Raw genomic sequence first — 20667 nt, forward strand, 5'->3', positions numbered from 1 at the left:
TGGTTCAGGTGATAAAAGAACAATTTTTAAAGTAATGCAAAATAGCAACTTACTGGATTACTTATGACCAATTTTCGGCACTCTATCCCTTACAGCTTATGAAAAAGCCCTTCCATTGAAACTAAATCGATATATTTGAAATAAACCTGAACGATATGACCTTATTCTCCGGACTTCGCAAAGAGCAGATCTCCACCGAAATCCTGGCCGGGATTTCCTCATTCCTGGCAACGGCGTATATCATCGTCGTCAACCCGTCGATCCTCAGCCAAACCGGCATGCCGTTCCCGGCGGTGTTAACAGCCACGATACTGGTGTCGTTTTTCAGCAGTCTGATGATGGGGCTTTACGCGAACAACCCCATTCTCGTTGCCCCCGGAATGGGCCTCAATGCATTTTTCACCTACACTGCTGTACTTACCGACGGCCTTTCCTGGCAAGTGGCGCTCGGGACGGTATTCTGGTCCGGGGTATTCTTTCTGATCCTATCCGCATTCAATATCCGCTCTTACATAGTTAAAGCTATTCCAAAACCTTTGCGTTTCGGCATCGCGGCGGGGATCGGGCTGTTTATCACACTCATTGGTTTCGCCAATGCCAAATTCATTGTGCCTAACCCGGCGACGATGATCAGCCTGGGGAATCTCAATGCGCCGACGCTCACATTTATCGCTGGACTGCTCGTGACGGTCATCCTGCTGATCCGCAATGTCAAAGGCAGTATTCTGATCGGCATCGTCGTTACCAGCCTGCTTGCCTGGCCGATCGGGCGGTGGTGGGGCGGTCAGGAAACGGTGATTACCATCGATCACATTGTTTCGAAGCCCGATTTCAGCCTGCTATTTCAGCTCGATTTCGTCAATTCACTGAAATGGAGCCTGGCACCGATCATCCTTGCATTCGTATTTACCGATATGTTCGACAGCCTTTCTACGTTCGTCGGGCTGGCCGAAGCCTCCAACCTGCTCGACGAAAACGGAGAACCGCGTAATATCCGCCGTTCACTGATGGTGGACGCCGTTTCGACCACCATCGCCGGGCTCACGGGCAGCAGTCCGGGCACCGCCTACATCGAATCGGCCGTAGGGATCGAGCAAGGGGGCAAAACGGGCCTTACCGCTGTTACCGGTGCCGTGTTATTCCTGCCATTTTTGTTTCTTTCCCCACTGCTGAGCGCGGTACCTTCCATCGCCACCGCACCAGCATTGGTGCTGGTGGGTGTTTTTATGATGAAACCGGTGATCCGCATTAACTGGAATGACCTTTCGGAAGCATTTCCGGCATTCCTGGCCATGGTACTGATCCCATTTACCTATTCCATCACCCAGGGCATTATCTGGGGATTCCTCAGCTGGACTGCCCTGAAATTGCTCACGGGACAGGCCCGAGACATTAGTTTAGCCCTCATTATCATTGATATTTTCGCCATTCTGGCTTTGATTTTTTAAACTCAACATGAAGAAAAATTCACTACTCACGTTCCTCTTTCTACTCATCGTTCTTTCCGTAAAATCCCAAAGCATTACCGGCATTCTCGGCGCATTCCCGCCTGAACTGGTACTGCTGGAAAGCGAGATGGCACAGAAAAAAGATACCGTTATCAGCCAGATCCGGTTCATTACCGGCCAGCTTCGCGGCAGACGTGTAGTACTCGCAGAGACCGGCGTCGGAAAAGTGAATGCAGCCATTACGACCGTGATGATGATCCAGCATTTCCAACCGCGTGAGATCGTGTTTTCAGGGATTGCAGGAGGTGTCGATCCGGCGCTGGCGCCGGGCGATCTGGTGATCGGGACACAGATCGCTTACCACGATTTCGGGCAGATCGACGATGCCGGAATGCACTACTGGGCCACGAAAAACCCCTTCACCCAAAAAGAGAATCCCCTGAAATTTCATTGCGACTCCGCATTGATTTCCCGAGCGCTTTCGGTTTCCAAAAGTCTGAAACTGGCAAAGGTGGAGCGGAACAACGGCAGTTTTGTCCCCGCTGTCAAGAAAGGTATTATAGTCACCGGCGACCAGTTTGTTTCATCCGAAAAAACCACGCAACGGTTACTGAAAGACCTGAATGCGGCCGCTACGGAAATGGAAGGCGCCGCCATCGCACAAACCTGCTACCAGCAGAATATCCCATTCCTGATCATCCGAAGCCTGAGCGACAAAGCCGATGGCAAAGCGAAAGCGGATATGGACCAGTTTTACAACGTCGCCGCACATAATGCAGCCACGCTGGTTATGGCCGTGATTGAGGAAAAGTAGCCGTGTGTGCGACGGCGCCCGACGCATGTTTGACCTGATAAGTATAAACCGAATACGGAAAGATCGCCGCGGCCACCCATTTGGAAACAAGGCTCGCGACTACGATCGGAACGAACAGGATATAGTTATCGGCCAGCGCGCATACCAGGAAAATGGAGGTAAACGGCGCATGGATACTACCGCTGAGCACGGCTGCCATGCCTATCAGTACAAAATTGACAGGGATAAGGCCGAGGCCAAAGAAATGGTTGAGCACAACGCAAACGATCAGCCCCAGGAAGGCGCCTATAAACAGGCTCGGTGCAAAAACGCCCCCGTCGCCACCTGCCCCAAGAGTCACCGACGTCGCGACCGGCTTCAATAGAAGTACGGCGAGTAACGGTAGAACCACGGCCAATGTAGGTGCGTCGGCATGCCGGAAAACGTCCTTAATGCCCTCATACCCTTCTCCGTAAAGATTTGGCACGAAGAAAATCAAGGTCGAAATGAGCAGCGACCCGCCGATAATACGCATGTAATCGTTTTGCAGCGAACCGAAGAATTTCTTGAAAAACAGCACGCATTTGGTGAGGTAAACTGAGTTAAGCCCCGCCAATACCCCTAGCAAAACCATGTAAGGCAATGCTTCGGTACGCCAGTTGGTCACGCTGAAATGGAACACTTGCTTATAAAAGAAGAACCGGGTAATGAGGTAAGATGAGAGAACCGCGGTAATCACAGCTGCCGTATGAAGTTTGCTTTTTCTTCTTGTAAAAACCTCAAAGGCAAATAAGAAACCTGCGACAGGCGCGTTAAAAAGGGCTGTCACACCTGCGGCCAGGCCCGCGCACACAAGGTCCGTGCGGTACTTACGCAGATAGCTCACTTTCCGGCTCGACAATGCACCGATCGCCGCGGTCGACACCACTGTGGAAACCTCAATTCCCGTGGAGCCGCCGAAAATCACCGTCAACAGGCCGTTGAAATAATGAGAGGGAATCTTGTAAGCGGGCAGGGTGTGGGCATTTTTATTGATGGTGTCCAGCACCTCCTTGATCCCTTTATTTGCTTTGTTATGAAAGAGAAAATAGCGGAGCAAATGGATGGTCGTGAGGCCAATCAGCGGAATAGTGAATATCAGGTACCGATTATGCCGCAAATTTTCCAGGAATGCTTCCTCGTAATGCTCCGTGATCACTTTGAGGGTATCTGCCACCAGTGCCGAAAAAACGCCGGTTGCCGCCGCTGCGAGCACTACCGCTACTACCCTTTGGGATTTTTTTACTTTGTATGAACTCAATTCCATTGTCTTATCTCGAATCGGAGTATTGAGCTCCGCCCGTCAAAGGTAACGCGGATCAAGCGCTTTTTGTCCCTTTCATGGCACGTTTTGTGCTGCCGCTTCCGTATGACCTAACGGTTCTTGTCCATTAGCCTCCGGTTCACTACCTGCTCAATGACCTGCTCACGGTAGTTACGACTAATGGGAATTCGATGGTTTTGAATAAAGATTTCATTCCCGTCGATCCCCTCGATTTTACCAATTGAGACAATATAAGACTTATGGATACGGATGAAATGCCGACTATCGAGGTTTTGTTCGAGGTGTTTGAGGTTGAGCAGCGTAATGTATTTGCCTTTGCCTGTATGGATCGTCACGTAATTTTGGAGACCTTCGATATACAGAATATCGTCGAAGAAAATTTTCTCGTATTTGCTTCCGCATTTGATAAAAAAGTAATCTTCGTCGGCCTTCGACGTGGTAGATTTGGTCAGCAGTTTGTGATAATCCCTGGCTTTGCCCGCCGATTTGAAAAATCGCTCGAAAGTGATCGGTTTAAGCAAATAATCCATCACATTAAGCTGAAAACCTTCAAGCGCGTAGCTTGGATACGCGGTGGTAATAATAGCCATTGGCGGGTTTTGTACAATTTTAAGGAAATCGATGCCGCTCATTTTCGGCATTTGAATATCCAGGAAAATCAAATCGACCGGCTCCCGGTCCATCAGGCTCAGGAGCTCCACGGGATTTTCGCAAACGCCTGTCAGTTTTAAGAAATCCACTTCTTTTACATAATCCGCCAGCCCTTCGCGCGCCAGCGGCTCATCATCAATTATCACGCAGTTGATCATCTATCCAAACTGATTTAAAGGTATATGAGCAATTTCCGTCGTTGCCAACGTTTCGAGTTCCACTTCAAAATGTACAACGAACCGGTCCGCATCGCCCCAGGTATCCAGCCTGTATTTTCCGGGATAGATCAGGTCCAGCCGCCGGCGCACGTTTTTCAAACCAATACCGCCGTAGTGGACCACTTCCGTATTGGTCTCTTTCGAAATACTGTTGCTGAGATTGAATATCAATCTTGCCTGGTCAAGCTGCAACCCGCCGCGAATCCAGTTACCCTCCTGCCGATGCCTTGTAACATGCTTGAATGCATTCTCCATAAAAGTCATGAGAATAAACGGCGCAATACCCGGTTGTCCTTCAAGCCGTTCCTGCACTTCAAAAACGACTTCGAGGTTGTCGTTCTGGCGCAGCTTTTCCAGCTCGATGAAATTTTCGAGATAAGCTATTTCCTTGCTCAGCGGGATCTGGTGGTCGTTGCATTCATATAGCTGGTGCCGCAGCAGCTCCGAGAACTTAGCCAGCGATGCCGAAGCCATGTCGGGGTTTTTATGGATCAGAAAAAAAATGGAGTTGATGCTGTTAAAAAGGAAATGCGGATTGAACTGGTATTTCAAAAAATTCAACTCGGTTTCCAGCTTTTCCTTTTCCAGCATTTGTTGCCTGCGTTGCGTCTGGAGCCAATTTTTGGCCAGTTTAATACTCATTGCAAATGTCATCGCCGCGACTGTCGACGACAACGGTCCACCAAGCAGCATGTGAAAAAAACCGTAATTCCCCGGCCCGAAGAATTCTTCCACTGTTTTCCCCGAAGCCCACGCCACGATGTAATACCCGGGAACGATCAGCCCGGCGGTGGCAACGATGGTCAGCAACAATAATACGAGAAAAAGCAGATACTTGCCCTTTTCCAGGTAGTGCGGAACCAGGAAGTACAGGTTGAAGTACACGGCCAACGCCTGCCATATCACATAAAACAGGAACTTGATCACCGACGGCGTAAACAGCGCTTCCACCACCTTGACCGGATTCCCCAACGCCACAACCCACCACACATAGTGGTACACGATCCAGAAAGGAATGTGGTAGAGTTTGTACCTGAAAAACCAATGCGCCCGGGTAGGCGAAGGAGCAAAATCCGGATCTGAATGGGGCTGGACGGTCATGCGGCAACAGGCGATACAACCTACAATTTACGGTAATAAGCGCGAAATAGGAGCCGGCTGGACCAAACAGCCTAAATAATTGATGAACTGCCGGTGCTATTATACAACAAGACCTGGCGGGGTTGATCTCCCTCCGCCAGGTCTATACTGAATGTTTTCCTCGAAATCTACGTCAATGTAACGCCGCAGGGGCATGCCGAGCTGTTTTTTGCATTGGTATTGTATTCCAATTTCAGCTTTTTGCCCTTCTCATCTGCCTCTTCGAGCAGCTCAAATGTGCGGCGCTCGCCAAGCATCAGAAGCGACTGGAAAAGAACGCCGGCATATTTACTTTCTTCGCTACCCGGGCCCTTTTCCTTCGCGAGGTCATTGTAGTGTCCGAAAAGATCTTTTCCTTTTCCCATGATTGTATTTTTTGCTTTGAATTTCAGAACCTTCGTTTTGATGCAGCAAAACGCATCGAATTTCTCTCTTGCCAATTTAGGAAAATAATCATAAAAAATCTCAAAAAAGGCATGACAATATCAGTGAATTCGGACTACCTTCGACGATCAGTGAGCAGTAGCCGGCTTGCGCTTCCGCTCCGCCAGCACCTGCCGCATATTCTGAAAGGTCTCGATCGGGGCACGGCAGGCAAACATATTGACGACATGGGCAGGTAAGTGCCCGCCCGGATCGACTTGCAGTGTGTATTCGACCCGCACCCGTGCATTGGGCAACGGATGCAATACCCAACGGTTGATGGAAGTACTGATGCGCACAACGCCTTCGCGCACCAGCATAATACCCGGTATAGCCGGTGCTTCAATAGTCATAATAGGACTGTTTTCGATCCTTATCACTCTCAAATGCGTTACAAAGTCGCGATTATCCAGCGGCCAGGGCAAACTTACCTCGGTATAATAAAGCAGCTCGGTATCGGATATCTTTTTGATGAGCTTGCACGATTTGGTGTGACATACCCATCGCTCGGCGGCATCGACGTCCAGTAGCAATGCAACTACCTCGTCGACTTCCGCATCCAGGACACATTCCGCCTTCATCGCCTTGATCTTCGAATCGGGCACCGTTTTCGCGAATACTTTTATCCCGTCACGTACGGCCACGCGCCTCCACTCAACCTGCGCGTGCGCATTTGTAACACACAGTAAAAGAGCCGTTAAAACGAGCATTATGTACCTCATAACGGCACAAAATTCTCATTTCAAACACCATCATGGAAGCCAATTCCGCTTCTGACGCCGGAAAGCATGTTCCAACTGACAGAATGCATGTTTGAAATGATGAAAGTTCGCCGCCGCTGGATCATTGGATTGCAGTGAATGCGCTTTCAAGGAATATTATTGAAAACAGAATTCGGCGGTATGCTCCAAATGCGAAATTCAACCACATTAATGCAGAAACAATCTGAACAACGGAAAAGGTACAATGGTATGCTTCTCGTTCACCTGATCAGCGAATACGAGAAAGGTTTCCGTCTCGACGTCGAAGTCGATCCGGTCGAGGTCATCAAGATCAGAATGGAAGATTTCGGCTACAAACCGGCCGACCTGGCGCAGGTATATGGTGACAAAGGGACTGTCAGTAAAGTTTTAATTACAAACAGGCCCTTTCACTCTCGATGATCCGGAAATTTAGTCAGTTGCTGCGTATTCCGGCTGAAATGTTGATCCGGGAGTATGCACTGAAAGGCGTTTAAAAATCCACCGAAGCCGACACCTTGTACATGTTCTTCATGGCACTACCCGAGTCCGTGGGTATGAGATATGCGAAATCGAGCGAGTAGTGTTTCAGAAAGCGGGCACCTGCGCCGGCTGTAAAAAACTTGCGGTTGCCTTTCTCTTTGTTTTCGGCATAGTAACCGCCCCGGAGCGCGAACAAGTTTTTATACCAGTATTCGGCACCCATTGCCAGGACTATTTCCTGCATTTCCTCCTTGAAACCGCCCGGAGCGTCCGAAAAGGATTTTAAAATGCCTTCCAGATAGGGCTGTTGGTTCACATTACGCCCCGGTGCGGGAGTTGGTACCAGCAGTTTTCCTGCTTCCGCGGTTACATTCAGCTTATGTTGCCCATCGGCGGTATACGAAAAGCCCCCTCCCAGCCGGAGCATGGTCGGTAAGAAGTATTCATATCCCGCCCCGTAATTCATTTTCGGACCGATATTGGCAAGTGTGGTGCCAACCGTCCACACGATATTTTCACGACCGTCCACATCCGACGAATGGCTTTTATAATAAAACCCGACGTCGCCAGCCACTGCCCGGGCAGGTTTCAGCACCGCACCGGACACGACAGCATTACCGATATCCGACGACACATATTTGAGCGTCACGCCCGCCGAAAAATGGTTTCCTAGTTGTTTGGCATACGATCCGCTGAACGCAACGTCTCCGCCCGGGGATAGTGTCGGGGCCGAAATAATCGCCGGGTCGCTGAAATATTGAACAGAGGCACCCACTACCTGCCCGTTACCTAACTTCTTATAACCGGCCGCATAACCCTGCCAGGCATTATTGATAATGTAGGGAAGCCAGGGCGAATAGGTCGCTGAGGCGCCGAAACTCCCGGGCGCGTCGGAGAGCTTGCCCACGTTCCAGAATGCTGAATTCGCATCGGCGCTGGTGGCCGTTCCGGCAAACCCCATTCCACTCGCCCGGGCATCCGGCGCTTTGATCAGAAACTCGCCCGCTGTCTCGGAAACGCGGTAGATTGTTTGAGTAAATCCATTCGTCATAGTGCACGACAAGCATGCAAGCGTGACCAGAGTCGCTTTCATAGGGGTTCAGATTTACGTTAAGAAAGTTTGTTAGCGGTTACAAACTCAAAACGTGCCCCATTTTAGATTATTACCCGATTTACCAATATTATTCGGATTCTAATCCCATCGTTCCAGTCCCAGCAGCTTTCGTCCCAATTCGCTTAATTCAGCCGTTTGATAACGTGTTTGTTCCCAATTTCTGGGGTCTCCTGGAAAAGCATACCCTTGAGGCGCCTCCCGTTCCCGCCAGGAGCGGATTCGCCATTGCCGCAATGCCTCGTCGTCTTCCTGAGCCGGCATCATGGCAATGTATTGCGCAAGGCGGACCTTGTCTTTGCTTCGGTTGGCGCGGATGCCATGCGGCTGAGAACTGTTGAAAATGAGCAGATCACCGGCATTCATCTTTACCTTCACAATTTCAAAACCTGTTACGTCTGGCTGGAAATGGTTTCTATCCTCGGGCTGCGTTAATTTCCAGGTATCATAGGTCCTGAATAGCTCCGGCACGCATTGAAATCCACCCATATTCTCATCGTCCTGATCGGCAAGTGCCAGTACCCCCTGTACATTCTGCGGTTTGGTTTCCGGATCGTAATCCCAGTGAATGAACCCCTTGTACTCAAATCCGGGACGGAGCGGGAGGTTCAGATTGGCGCGGTCGATGGTCACCCATAGTTTTTCGGTTCCCCAAATGTCGGTAAATGCCTCATGCACTTTCGGGAACTGCCGGTTGTCCCACAGATATTGATGGTTATATACCTCCACCATCCCCGTGTTGGTGAGTTCTTTCATCTTCATCTCGGCCCGTGGAGGCGCATACCAGGTTTCCGGGTCGTTCGGATCCTTCTCTTCGAACTCCCATAGAAAATCCGCCAGTCTTTTGACCTGCTCTTTCGGAACCGCGTCCTTGACGACGATATAGCCATTGGTTACCCAGAAATCCCAGTCTGCCTCGCTCAGCAAACGGAGCGGCTTGCCATTGCTCCTGTCATTAAGCCTCACATTGCTCGACTTCGCGGTCGAAGGATTTCCCGGAATGTCCGTATGCGCATTGGCAGGTGCCATGGTAGCCATTGTTTTCGTTTCCATATCAATAATATTTTTTTATGATTGAATAAAACAAAACTAATGCATCACTCCCCCCTCCGACTACCGCTACAATTGCTTACTTTTGCTCTATATTGACAAAATGTGATCCTCTCTACATAAACACCGGCAAACCAGGAGCAATTAGTATTCCATCAAGATGAAAATCATCCGAGAAGATATCCAGCCCGACCAGGGAAGTTCTTTCAAAATTCTGCTTACTCCCGGCCTGAACGACACCTTTCTCTGGCACCTTCATCCCGAGTATGAGATTGTGTACGTCGAGGGGTCGGGCGGGACACGCCACGTGGGTACGCATACCTCCGTATACGAGGGCAGTGACCTGGTTTTCATCGGCCCGAATATCCCCCACCTCAATTTTGATTACGGCGTGCGGACCCAATGCGAGCAGGTGATCATTCAAATGCGGGAGGACTTTCTGGGTAAAGAGTTCCTGCTCGCACCCGAGCTGCAAAGCATCCGGAAGCTGTTTGAGCAGTCCCATCATGGCCTGTCATTCTCCGGCGAGACCAAGCGCACGGTAGGTCAGAAACTGAAACAAATGCCCGCGCTCTCACCTTTCGAACAGTTATTGGCCCTTCTGAACATCCTGAAAACAATGGCGGAGTCGACCGAGGCCATTGTACTGAATCCTAAACCCATCGGCAGTAAATCCTTCCATAAAGAGCAGCTCCGTATGCAACATGTTTACACTTATGTGGAAACCCACTTCGACCGTACGCCCGATGTGAATGAAGTCGCGGCGGCCGTCAACCTGACAACCCCTGCATTCTGCCGCTTTTTCAAAGCCAACGCCCGCATGACTTTCACCGATTTCGTAAACCAATACCGGGTCAATCAGGCCAAGAACTTCTTACTCCAAGACCGCTCAGTTTCAGAAACATGCTTCGCCGTCGGGTTCGAAAGCCTGTCTTATTTCAATAAACTTTTCAGGAAAGTTGTGGGCGAAAACCCGTCAGAATTCAAAAAACGGCACTTGTAGTGCTTTTAATGATATTTTCAAAATCAATTGTTTGGTATTTAAAATATCTTTACTATTTTTACCAATGAAATTTTCATTCTGGAAATTTTATTACACTTCATCATCATGAAATCTATTCACTTCAACAACAACGATTTGAGTACGATCAGGAACATCCGGGAGCATCTTTATGAGTATCTCCTGGTTTTTTCCTGTGATCCGGTGACCGAAGCCGCGATCGGGAGCGTCAAACAGTATTTCCAAAAGGCTTATGGCTGTGAGCAGGCAGCCCAGCTCCGCCCTCACCTTACGCTCTTCAATTGTATTATCCACGAGTACAAACTCGAGCGGGTTGTTCACGGATTTGAAAAAGTGGCGCGGCACATTGCACCATTCCGCATCGAGCTGGATGGTTTCAATAAATATGAAGGTGGTACCTTCTACGTGGATCTGGAAGAAAGCTCATCGCAGCGGGTCAACGATTTGGTTAAAAGGCTTAAAAACGAAACGGTTGACCATCTTTCTAAATGGGCTTCCGGCGAATTCAGATTTTGCACCGATCCCCACGTTACCGTCGCCCGTAAAATGACACCTGTGCAAGTAAACAGTGCCATGAAAGAATGGATGTACAAGAAGTTCCGTTCATCCTTCCGCGTTACTGAAATGATCCTGCTGAAACGATCGCTCGTCAGCGGTTCCAAATGCCGGGAAATTGCCCGGATGCCGCTGCTGGGTTTGCCCGGCGAAGCGTTTGTGCAGGGTAGTTTGTTTTGACTAAGGTAAAACGTATAGGGATACCCGACTAACAAAATGATGAGGGGCCTTTTTTACGATCGGCCTGACGCGCTTATTTTGTATCTTCGGCTATCGGGCTGCAGCATTTCGGAGCGAAGTAACCTTCGATGCAACGACAGCCTAAAAATTCCTAACCACGTTTTATGAAATCAAAACTCCTTTTACGCTCAACGATCGGACTGCTGTTTTGCAGCTTTGCGGCCTTTTCACAGTCTTTCAACAACTTCCCCGTCACCACTCAAAAGCCGCCGCTGCATGGCAGGCATTGGATGGGCATTACCGGCAAGCCGTTGGCTGCAACCGCGGGAACCATGATTTTCAGCAAAGGCGGTAATGCCGTCGATGCCTCGTGCGCGATGCTTGCGGCTACCTGTACGATGTGGGATGTGTTAAGCTGGGGCGGTGAAACACAGGCATTGATTTATAATCCCAAAACCAAAAAAGTGATCGCCATCAATGCAATGGGCGTCGCCCCGACGGGTGCCACAGCGGATTTCTTCAAAAAGAAGGGCATGAAATACCCCCCTGAATATGGTCCGCTGGCTGCCACTACACCCGGTACACCAGGAGGCCTGATGACCATGCTCGCAGAATACGGCACCATGAGCCTGAAAGAAGTCCTCGCTCCTGCGATGCAAATGGCCGAAGGCTATCCGATCGAAGCGCAAACGGCCAATTCCATTGAAAGAGGTAAGAACCAGATCAAAAAGTGGCCGTATTCAACCAAGGTGTTCCTGCCGCACCTGGGCCAGAAACGGGAAGCCCCGGACGCCGGGGAGATATTCGTTCAGAAAGACCTTCAGGCGACCTTGCAAAAACTGGTAGATACCGAGCAATTGGCACTCAAAAATGGCAAAAACCGCAAGGAGGCCATTTATGCGGCCTACGACCGGTTCTACAAAGGAGATATCGCCAAAGAGATCGCGCGCGGTTGCCAGGAGCAGGGCGGCCTTATCACAGAGCAGGACATGGCTAACTGGAAGGTCAAGATTGAAGAGCCCTTGATGACAAACTACAAGGGAATCGAAGTTTATAAAATGCAGCAATGGACGCAGGGGCCAGTGATGCTGCAAGCCCTGAATATGCTCGAAAACCTCGATTTGAAGGGCATGGGATACAACTCGTCACGCTATGTGCATGCATTATACCAGGTCATGAACCTGGCCTTCGCCGACCGCGACTTTTACTATGGCGACCCGGCTTTTGCACCGGAAGAGCCGATGAAGGGCTTACTTTCGAAAGAATATGCGAAAGAAAGGTTAAAACACATCAATTGGGAACGCAACGACGCGAAGGTATTGCCAGGTGACCCCTACCCTTTTGAAGGCAAAAAGAATCCCTTTGCAGACCAGATCAAGAACTGGGGTAATTTTCAGGCGTCCCTGAACCGCAATGCGAACGGGCTCGACGAAAAGTTCATGGAGGAATTCACCGCGGGTACGACGTCCGTGGAAGCGGCCGACGAAGAAGGCTGGGTCGTAAGCATTACGCCGAGCGGCGGCTGGGTGCCTGCGTGCATTGCGGGTAATACCGGTGTTGGATTGAGCCAACGCATGCAGTCATTCGTGCTCGATGCGCGTGAGAACCCATTCAATGTAGTGGAACCGGGCAAACGGCCAAGGGTTACACTTACGCCCAGCCTGGCAATGAAAGACGGAAAACCGTTTCTGTCGTTCGCCAAGCAGGCCGGCGATGAACAAGATCAGTTGCTGCTTCAATTCTTTTTAAATGTCGTGGAATTTGGAATGACGGTACAGGAAGCGACAGAGGCACCCAGTTTCAAGACTTTGCAGATGTACGCGAGTTTCGGCGAACATGAAAAGGACCCGGGTGGATTGATACTCAATCAATCTATGCCCGACTGGACGCGAAAAGAGCTCTCGCGGATGGGTTATAAGCTAAGCTACCAGCCACGCACCAGCGGCCCGATTAATGCCATTTACTTTGACTGGCAGCACGGAAGCTTTTGGGGAGGATCGAGTAACCATGGGGAAGATTATGGTTTCGGATGGTAATGTTCCGAAACGGGTCTGATATACCGGGCAGGGTTGTTTTCAATGAGCAACCCTACCCCAATTGCGATCGGTCGATAATGCGGATCATTCCGAATGCCTCGCCAAAGCCAGTTTGCTGATAGAATCGGGCTAATCCGTGCCCTGTAAAGAGTCCTACCAAAGCCCCCTCGGGTGCATGCGCATCGAGCCAGCGTTTTACCTCTCTCATAACTGCCGACCCAACTTGTTTTCGTTGCCAGTCGCGATGCACCATGACGTCTTTAATATAGTAAAAGCTAAGACCATCCCCCAATACCAACGCGCAGCCGATCACCTCGCCAGTTTCGGTATTTTCCGCAACCGCTGTGAAAAGTGCGGCATCGAGCTTCTGCTGGAGTATATCTTCCGCCTGTGTACCCGACCATCCTACTGATTCGGCAAGTTTACGGTATTCGTCTGTTGTGAGCGCGCGGCCCAGCGTCCTTACATGAGCCGGCAGCGGCTGCGACTTGCTCTCGTTGCCAGAAGTAGCTGGCGCAGCGAAGGTAACATAGTTCCCATTGAGGTCCTTCACTACATATTCATCGAAACCCCAGGGCTGCTTCTCCAAATGCATAACAATTTCAGCCTCTCGGTCGCGATGCAACTGGTACAGCTCCCGGATATTTTTAACCCTGATCCACACACACTGACCACGCATCCGATCGGCGGCGTCGATGTCCTGCGAGAACTGGATGAATGCGCCATGCCATGAAACGCCTCCATGATTTGGCGGGGTACCCCAAGTCCAATGACCGGGGAAGCCAAGCACTTCATGCCAGTATTTGACAGTTTCGGCCACATCCTTCACCGATAATACCGGTTCGGCATGGGATATGAACGGCTCAGGCTTGTCGTTGTCGATTTTCATGGAACTGCATTTTACAGCTTTGATAATGCGAGCATCGCCTCATGTCCGCGCTTCTCTGCCCACGCACGCGGGCGCGCCCAGGGTTTGTCGGCAGGTAACCTGGGATTAGCACCCTTTTCAAGCAAAAACTCCGCCATTTCCGCTTGGCCTGCTTTCGCGGCCCAGCCAAGCGGCGTGGTACAATGCTGCTCGTCGATCGCATCGATATCGGCACCGTGTTCGAGAAACAATCCGGCATTATGTATATCGCCACGCTCTGCAAACCGGTGCAAAGGGGTAATTCCAAGCCAGTTTTTGGCATTAGCGTTCATACCGCGCTGAAAGAGGAATTTCGTAAGCTCACGACTTTTTATCGCATCCTGCGGACCCTGACTCCGCACACCCACGGCAATTTGTTTCGCCAGGTCGGGTTGGTAATGCAGCATTAGCCGAACGAAATCTTCGTTTCCCTGCCCTGCGGCCGTTTCCAGAGCGGATGCGTCGTTCGCCAGCGTAGGGTTGGCCCTCAAAACAGCTGCGGCCGTCTGGATGTCTCCATAGTATGCCAGCAAATCGAGCGATCGCGCCGCGCCGTAAGAACAAAGCAAGTTGATCATCGCCCTGTCACCGCGCTCCAAAGCCGCAGTGAGCGAATCCGCAGAGCTTTCCACCGGCACATTTGGATGTGCACCATGTTCGAGGAGCAGTCTGACGATTTCGATGTGGTTATACACCACCGCTGAATGCAACGCATGGCCCATCGGCGCTATGCCTTCTTCGGGCAAGTTGGGATCCGCGCCCTTTTCGAGCAACAGTTTGACGATCGTCATCCGTCCGGCCATTGCCGCATTTTTCAACGGAGTACCGGAGCCTGCATAATAGGTAACATATTCGGAAGGCTTATTGGCTAGTGATGGGTCGACATCGAGCAATGCCTTTACCCTCGCCTCGTCTCCTTTCAATGCAGCCATGCAAATATCCACATATGCGCCTTTACGCACGAGATGCAAGTAAATATCGTTGGGTTTCCAAGGCCAATCCTCGGGAACATCCCGCCAACCACGGTAGGAATAGTCTCCGTTCGTCAGCTGGATGGCTCGTGCACCGTCGGGCCGCCTGGCATTGATATCCGCCCCACGATCCAGCAATGCGTCAATTATCTCCGGCTGGCGCGACATGGTAGCCCAGTGAATGGGCTGATTCCCTTTGTCGTCGGTCGCGTGAATGTACTCTTCGGAGCTATTCAATAATGCAATAAAGGCATTAAAATCCCTGTTTCTTATAGCTGCGGCTATCTGCTTTCCAGCCTCTGAGCCTCTGTGTCGGTTTAATGCCCGCTCCAGCAATTCCTCCATTGCCCCAAAGCCACGGTCGCGTGCCATTTGAATGAGCGGATCACCTGTACCAGAGTCGACGGGACTTGCGCCGTGTTGTAAGAGGTATGCAGCCACTTCCAACTGATTGTTGGCCACCGCGAACGACATCGGCGTTCGATAGTCGTAGGCGCCGCGCACGAGCGAAGCATCTTTGGCCAGCAACTCTTTCACCTTTTCCAGGTCACCGTCACGGGCAGCGCAGAACATTTGCCACACATCGGTTCCGAGTCCTGTCGACCAGAACAATCGTTCTTCCTTTTGCAATGCGGCCGGCTGCGTCATGTCGTTGCAAGTTTGATAAGATGTATTTTTGCAGGAGGACTCGTGTAGTTAGCTATTTTTTAGATTAAATAAAAGGAATGGATTCAATTGAAATTCAAAAAGTTAGTGCCGATGATCTGATGGAAATACGGCATCTGATACTCTGGCCTGACAAGCCCCGCGAGTTTGTAAAAGTACCTGAGGATGAAACCGGTATCCATTTCGGTTTGTATTTTGAAAGTACATTGGCGTCGGTCATTTCATTGTTTAGTGACGGTCAGTACATCCGGTTCCGTAAATTCGCTACCCTGCCGGACTTACAGGGAAAAGGGTTGGGTTCCAGGCTTCTCCAACATGCCATGACCTACGCGCAAGAACAAGGATACACACGCATGTGGTGCGACGCCCGCACGGATGCGCTCGGATTTTACGAACGCTTTGGTTTTAAAAAGTTCTCCGAGCCCTTTTTCAAAGAACACATCGAGTATTACAAAATCGAGCGGACGCTTTGATACGGATCCCTATTGAAGTGCTACATTCTTTTTCCCGATAAACCGGGCATACGCCGTACCGGCTGCTTCCAGCGAGTTCTCGGCCACCGCAGGCATTTTAGATAACCGGGAAAGCTCGATATGAACAGCATCTTTTTTTTCGGTCCTTCGCCAGGCCGCCACGACCTTTCCTTTTACCATCACAACCGGTTTAAAAATACCACCGCCCGACTCCGGATTTCGCGCAACCGCATCGTCCACGGCTGCGCTACGGTCAGCGTAACCGATAGTGATCTCGTCGAAGGCAGGAATGAGTATTGCTTTTCCGTGTACTTTCGGGAGTTCTGCAACGGCGGTAAAAAGATATTCGCGACCGTCGACATTGGCTGTTTCAAACTCCGCGCGGACGGCCTCGAAAGCCAGCTTCGAATCCGTCAGCGACAGACCGCTCCACCATGCGAAGTCCTGCACAGTGGCCGGGCCGTGGCTTGTAAAATACCGCCTGGCCAGCGCAGCCAATGCTTCTTCCCGCTTCAAAGGTGCCGAAGCGGGCACCTTTTTATCAAACAATGCATAGGTAAATTTTTTCCCTCGCCGCGCACCATTGCAAATGACCTTGTCCAGCTCCGCCTGGAACATTATGTGCGTCGCCCGAAGGTTGTCCGTTTCGATGCCGGCCCTATTTACCTCCGCAATCACTTCTTCTCGCGTCAGTTCGGCGCCGTCGGCCAGCAATTTACCGATCAGGTCGTTGGTAACCTTGAAAACGGCATCATCCAGTTTCAATTGACGATACATCGTACCCGCGAGTTTGTAAACATGGGGGGCCGTCAGGTCCATTATCCACCGCACATCTTCTCTGGCGACAAAATGCCAGGTAGGTCTCATAATATGCGTCCGGATAATGCCGCCAGCGTCGATCGCTTGCTCCACGCTGGCATCCGTGGCTTTTTTGAGCCGCATTCCCAGCGCCCATTTGGCCATAGCAAAATCCTGCGACTGCACAGCGCCCATCCAGGCAACCAGTTCCGCAGCATTAGTAAAACGGGTATTCAAAATCTGTTGATTTGCAAGGCGTAGTGCGGCAATGTCGGCTAAATTCATGGCTGGATGATGATTCAGGCATAGGTTTGAGTCACCTAAAATGATGATTTATATACAAAAAAGAAAACCCTGCCGACCCGAAAGGTGGCAGGGAATGCTATAAGGCTGGATTTAGACCTGCCGGTATTTATCTGGAAACAGAAATTTGTCGGAGACCAACGGATTGGAAGTAGGCCATTGCCGCAACCCAAACTGCGACAGCGCCGATTAATCCATAACCCATGATCGAAATCGGGAACGGCTGGAACAGCACAATGGCCGCGCTGGCGACTACCCAAAGCGTATCCAGCACAATCACCAACCTGACGGCCCGTGCATTCACGGGGTTACCACGGCTTACAGAAAAGACCAGCGCGGCAAATGCAACGAGGAAAATGCCGACCTCAATAAAAGGCATGGTAACCGTAGTTTCGAACAGGCCGGCAACTATTTTCGGAAAAACAGCCAGCCCCAAACCCGTTGCACCTGAACTGATTGCATTGATGAGCATTACATTTTTGAGCATTTTCATATGTCGATTGTTTAGTTGTTTTTGGATGCAACAAAGGTATTGCATCCCCTCCGCCCACGGCTTACCCGCACGCGCCAACGACTTATCACTTTATGACATGCTCCGTCACGATGTCTGGGGGGGCGGGAGTCGTCAGATATGGTTAGGTGTAGTCATGTATGGTCAAGTGTGGTCACGAGTTGTCAGATATAGTCAGGTATGGTTAGATATTTGTAAATTCATCGTCTGACAATCCGATATACTTGACCATACCTGACAATCCATGACCACGCTTGACCATACCTGACCGTCGCAGCCTACCGCGTAGCCAGCCGCATTTCAGTGAGTATCTTCTTGAAACCTACTTTTTCATACGCAGCCACTGCCGGTGTGTTGTCGGAATAAACCTGCAAACGGACCTCGTCCAGGCCTTTTTCCCGTGCCCATTCCACCAATGCATCAATGATCAGTTTGTTGACCCCGCGACCGCGCATATCCGGTTCTGTGTACATGAACCCCAGAAATGCGTACCGTTTGAAATTGCTATACGGTTTCCCTTCGAGGATGCGTGCGTGCCCGCTGGCAATCAACCGGTCACCCAGCGTGGCTACGAGGACCTCGGCTTCATCGCTACGGATCATTTTTTCAAGATCGTAATAATGAAATTCCTCACTTATAAGGGTATCGTCGAGCGGGCGTTCGGCGGCAATCAGGTTTTGTTCGAATTGAAGAAGTGTGGGAAGCTCGTCGAGCCTCGCCTGTCTGATCTGAATGTTTTCCATGAAAATGTTGATGTGTCGATTTCGCAAATCTACCATTTCAGAGGTTGACACGTCGGGTTTCATGGAAATAAATGACACTAGCGAGTCAGCAGCCGTCTTTCCCCGACAGATGGCGCCACATTTTCCAGGATTGCAGCCACCCTCTCGACCGATTCCGGCGCTGCGAATGCCGGTAATGCAACACTATGGATAACCAGGCCGGCTTCATTCAATTCGGAATTGAGGTGCTCAGCAAAACGCTTGTTGAATGTCAGCAACGCCTGCTCCCAAACGGGTACCGGATGTGGGCAATGCCAGAGATCGATCACCTGCGCATGTGCATGAAGCAGCAAGTTGGGCAATAACTGGTGCAGGTAAAGTATGCCACTGGCGTGATTGGTTTTCAATTTTCGGTCCAACGTGCGAATGTCGTAGTCTTCCAGCCGCTGGTGAAACCCGGTTTCGGCATAGTTAATTAAAAAATCGACCTCAAACCGGTCGTTGATCTTTTCACAGGCCGAGATAATGCTTCCGGTATCGGCGTCGTCCGCAACGAGGTAATGTGCAAGCACACGATGCTTTTGCACGATTTCACGCACGAGCGCTTCCAATGGCGTTTCTTTCGCACCGATCAGGATCAGGTGCCGGTTATCGCCCGCCAACGCTTTGGCAAAGGATTTCCCCCAGGGTGTATCGGCCCCGCGGATGACTGAAAAATTCATGACGCTGATGATTTTGACAAAATAATGGCGATTTCCATTAGGTGAAATGCGCCCATAGTTGTCCTTGCTATATACCTGCAAAGAAAATCCGGATGCCGATGAGAGGAAATACTGATTTATCATTACAAAACACACCGGGAAAGTCGGTGAGAATTGCGCCTGATTATCTGCAATTGCTCAACAGATATTATGATTTCGACGGGTTTGAACCGGACCGGCTCGATAAGCAGCTGGCGCTTATCCGCGCCATGGCTCAGCTCAGCAGCAGCGGCGTGACTGTATATGACTTACAAAAGCAGGCGCACGTTTACGTTTCCCACAATTTTTACCAACTGTATGGTTACGATTTCGGCGCTATGGATTCCTGCATACCGAACGAAATGTTCGATAGGAAAATCCACCCCGACGATCGCCAGGCACTGGCCAGAAATGGCTATGAAGCGATGAAATTCATGATGGCGCAGCCTGCGCACACGCGCAAGCAGTTCAAAATGGTGACGGAGTATCGGGTCACGCCCGACGATCAGACGACGATCCGAGTCACAGAGCAGCATCAGGTGCTGGAACAGGACGCCTCGGGAAATATCTGGCTTTCATTGGGCGTTATTGACATTTCGCCCAATCAGTCGCTTGCAGGCGTGAAGAGCCAGGTAATCAATTTCCACACCGGCGAACTTATCCGATTAACAAGCAATGATTTGCCGACAGGCGTCAAACTTACGTCCCGAGAAAAGGAAATCCTCGGTATGATCGGCACCGGTAAGTTGAGTAAAGAAATTTCCGCATTGCTGGATATCAGCGTCCACACTGTCAACACGCACCGACAGCGCATACTTGAAAAACTCCAAGCCGATAATTCGATCGAGGCACTGCAAAGTGCAAAAATGATCGGTTTGATTGCCTGAAAATAAATAAAATGTGCCTCGTGATAACTACAATCGGTTTTTAAGAAGTATTTCTACAATAAACCACAAGAAATTGGTATAGTTTTAATAACAACGTCGGTTACAATTTTCAACTTATCCGCAAAATCAAAACCTGATAGCTATGGAAGGCGAAAATGAAAAACAGACGGTCATCACGCTGAACGACGAAAGTTTCAAGCATTACCTGATCGAACGCTATGGCAACTATGCCGAAAATTCCAACTGGACACGGCTTAAAAGTGCTTCACAAGAACTAATCTCGCACGAAACCTGGCTGCAATTGTACAATCAGGCCAAACAGGACATTACCCAGAAGGGCGGATCGCTGATCGGCTACGAATTGGTAAACAATATATTGCTAAGCCATGACGGCATCAATTCCCACTGGCCTATGAACTGGATGTGGGTGATGAGGTTCGGACGGAACTAAATTCCCTCAAAAAGGGAATTTAGTTCTTGGCTTGTCGGTTTTAGAGGCTAACTTTACCAATGGCT

The 20667-nt window shown here is 50.3% G+C and carries 22 protein-coding genes; 9 read left to right on the forward strand and 13 right to left on the reverse strand.

The window, feature by feature from the left end; all coding sequences use genetic code 11:
• The first annotated feature begins 155 nt into the window (after window positions 1-155).
• Both AC2YIT_RS17480 and AC2YIT_RS17485 read left to right on the forward strand, forming a co-directional pair.
• The gene (locus AC2YIT_RS17480; RefSeq protein ID WP_487280004.1) at window positions 156-1448 is read left to right on the forward strand and encodes an NCS2 family permease; all 1293 of its coding nucleotides are present in this window, start codon (window positions 156-158) and stop codon (window positions 1446-1448) included.
• A 7-nt stretch (window positions 1449-1455) separates the two neighbouring features.
• Entirely contained in the window at window positions 1456-2262 is an 807-nt protein-coding gene (locus AC2YIT_RS17485) for a 5'-methylthioadenosine/adenosylhomocysteine nucleosidase (RefSeq protein WP_487280005.1), read from the forward strand.
• Here the strand turns inward: AC2YIT_RS17485 and AC2YIT_RS17490 are convergent.
• The 5 genes from AC2YIT_RS17490 to AC2YIT_RS17510 all read right to left on the reverse strand — a co-directional run bounded on the left by AC2YIT_RS17490 (window position 2237) and on the right by AC2YIT_RS17510 (window position 6719).
• Window positions 2237-3547, reverse strand: coding sequence for a chloride channel protein (locus tag AC2YIT_RS17490; RefSeq protein ID WP_487280006.1), 1311 nt, complete (start codon window positions 3545-3547; stop codon window positions 2237-2239). The genes AC2YIT_RS17485 and AC2YIT_RS17490 overlap by 26 nt on opposite strands.
• Window positions 3548-3654: 107 nt before the next feature.
• Window positions 3655-4374, reverse strand: a complete 720-nt coding sequence (locus tag AC2YIT_RS17495; protein WP_430849133.1) for a LytR/AlgR family response regulator transcription factor — start codon at window positions 4372-4374, stop codon at window positions 3655-3657.
• The gene (locus AC2YIT_RS17500; RefSeq protein WP_487280007.1) at window positions 4375-5535 is read right to left on the reverse strand and encodes a sensor histidine kinase; all 1161 of its coding nucleotides are present in this window, start codon (window positions 5533-5535) and stop codon (window positions 4375-4377) included.
• A 167-nt stretch (window positions 5536-5702) separates the two neighbouring features.
• Entirely contained in the window at window positions 5703-5939 is a 237-nt protein-coding gene (locus tag AC2YIT_RS17505; RefSeq protein WP_430849137.1) for a hypothetical protein, read from the reverse strand.
• Window positions 5940-6086: 147 nt separating this feature from the next.
• On the reverse strand, window positions 6087-6719 hold the full coding sequence (locus tag AC2YIT_RS17510; RefSeq protein WP_487280008.1) for an START domain-containing protein: 633 nt from the start codon (window positions 6717-6719) through the stop codon (window positions 6087-6089).
• Window positions 6720-6929: 210 nt separating this feature from the next.
• Here AC2YIT_RS17510 and AC2YIT_RS17515 point away from each other — a divergent pair, with 210 nt between their 5' ends.
• A complete protein-coding gene (locus tag AC2YIT_RS17515) occupies window positions 6930-7160 on the forward strand; it encodes a hypothetical protein (RefSeq protein ID WP_487280009.1) in 231 nt (76 codons plus the stop codon).
• A 70-nt stretch (window positions 7161-7230) separates the two neighbouring features.
• Here the strand turns inward: AC2YIT_RS17515 and porV are convergent, their stop codons facing one another.
• A complete protein-coding gene (gene porV / locus AC2YIT_RS17520) occupies window positions 7231-8313 on the reverse strand; it encodes a type IX secretion system outer membrane channel protein PorV (RefSeq protein WP_487280010.1) in 1083 nt (360 codons plus the stop codon).
• A gap of 99 nt (window positions 8314-8412) precedes the next feature.
• Window positions 8413-9384 (reverse strand): phytanoyl-CoA dioxygenase family protein, encoded by a 972-nt coding sequence (locus AC2YIT_RS17525; protein ID WP_487280011.1) that lies wholly within the window; start codon window positions 9382-9384, stop codon window positions 8413-8415.
• A gap of 157 nt (window positions 9385-9541) precedes the next feature.
• Here AC2YIT_RS17525 and AC2YIT_RS17530 point away from each other — a divergent pair, with 157 nt between their 5' ends.
• The 3 genes from AC2YIT_RS17530 to AC2YIT_RS17540 all read left to right on the forward strand — a co-directional run bounded on the left by AC2YIT_RS17530 (window position 9542) and on the right by AC2YIT_RS17540 (window position 13173).
• The gene (locus tag AC2YIT_RS17530; protein WP_430849147.1) at window positions 9542-10384 is read left to right on the forward strand and encodes an AraC family transcriptional regulator; all 843 of its coding nucleotides are present in this window, start codon (window positions 9542-9544) and stop codon (window positions 10382-10384) included.
• A gap of 105 nt (window positions 10385-10489) precedes the next feature.
• The gene (locus tag AC2YIT_RS17535) at window positions 10490-11137 is read left to right on the forward strand and encodes a 2'-5' RNA ligase family protein (RefSeq protein WP_430849149.1); all 648 of its coding nucleotides are present in this window, start codon (window positions 10490-10492) and stop codon (window positions 11135-11137) included.
• Window positions 11138-11301: 164 nt separating this feature from the next.
• On the forward strand, window positions 11302-13173 hold the full coding sequence (locus tag AC2YIT_RS17540) for a gamma-glutamyltransferase family protein (protein WP_487280012.1): 1872 nt from the start codon (window positions 11302-11304) through the stop codon (window positions 13171-13173).
• Between the two features lie 52 nt (window positions 13174-13225).
• Here AC2YIT_RS17540 and AC2YIT_RS17545 read toward each other — a convergent pair whose 3' ends face one another.
• Together AC2YIT_RS17545 and AC2YIT_RS17550 are read right to left on the reverse strand one after the other, a co-directional pair.
• Complete coding sequence (locus tag AC2YIT_RS17545) at window positions 13226-14062, reverse strand: GNAT family N-acetyltransferase (protein ID WP_487280013.1); 837 nt, start codon at window positions 14060-14062, stop codon at window positions 13226-13228.
• An 11-nt stretch (window positions 14063-14073) separates the two neighbouring features.
• The gene (locus AC2YIT_RS17550) at window positions 14074-15699 is read right to left on the reverse strand and encodes an ankyrin repeat domain-containing protein (RefSeq protein ID WP_487280014.1); all 1626 of its coding nucleotides are present in this window, start codon (window positions 15697-15699) and stop codon (window positions 14074-14076) included.
• 77 nt (window positions 15700-15776) lie between these two features.
• Between AC2YIT_RS17550 and AC2YIT_RS17555 the strand changes: the two genes are divergently transcribed.
• On the forward strand, window positions 15777-16190 hold the full coding sequence (locus tag AC2YIT_RS17555) for a GNAT family N-acetyltransferase (protein ID WP_487280015.1): 414 nt from the start codon (window positions 15777-15779) through the stop codon (window positions 16188-16190).
• A 9-nt stretch (window positions 16191-16199) separates the two neighbouring features.
• Here AC2YIT_RS17555 and AC2YIT_RS17560 read toward each other — a convergent pair whose 3' ends face one another.
• From AC2YIT_RS17560 to AC2YIT_RS17575, 4 genes are all read right to left on the reverse strand, one after another.
• Entirely contained in the window at window positions 16200-17273 is a 1074-nt protein-coding gene (locus AC2YIT_RS17560; protein WP_487280016.1) for a winged helix DNA-binding domain-containing protein, read from the reverse strand.
• A 127-nt stretch (window positions 17274-17400) separates the two neighbouring features.
• Complete coding sequence (locus AC2YIT_RS17565; protein WP_487280017.1) at window positions 17401-17784, reverse strand: hypothetical protein; 384 nt, start codon at window positions 17782-17784, stop codon at window positions 17401-17403.
• A gap of 296 nt (window positions 17785-18080) precedes the next feature.
• Window positions 18081-18545: a GNAT family N-acetyltransferase gene (locus tag AC2YIT_RS17570; RefSeq protein WP_430849163.1), complete on the reverse strand. Its 465-nt coding sequence runs from the start codon at window positions 18543-18545 to the stop codon at window positions 18081-18083.
• 77 nt (window positions 18546-18622) lie between these two features.
• Window positions 18623-19246: an SDR family NAD(P)-dependent oxidoreductase gene (locus AC2YIT_RS17575; RefSeq protein WP_430849165.1), complete on the reverse strand. Its 624-nt coding sequence runs from the start codon at window positions 19244-19246 to the stop codon at window positions 18623-18625.
• 98 nt (window positions 19247-19344) lie between these two features.
• On the opposite strand from AC2YIT_RS17575, the gene AC2YIT_RS17580 reads away from it, so the two are divergent.
• Window positions 19345-20151 (forward strand): LuxR C-terminal-related transcriptional regulator, encoded by an 807-nt coding sequence (locus tag AC2YIT_RS17580; protein ID WP_430849167.1) that lies wholly within the window; start codon window positions 19345-19347, stop codon window positions 20149-20151.
• A 142-nt stretch (window positions 20152-20293) separates the two neighbouring features.
• A complete protein-coding gene (locus AC2YIT_RS17585; protein ID WP_430849169.1) occupies window positions 20294-20602 on the forward strand; it encodes a hypothetical protein in 309 nt (102 codons plus the stop codon).
• Window positions 20603-20667: the final 65 nt, after the last annotated feature.

The sequence above is a fragment of the Dyadobacter sp. SRI_021 genome (assembly GCF_057586235.1).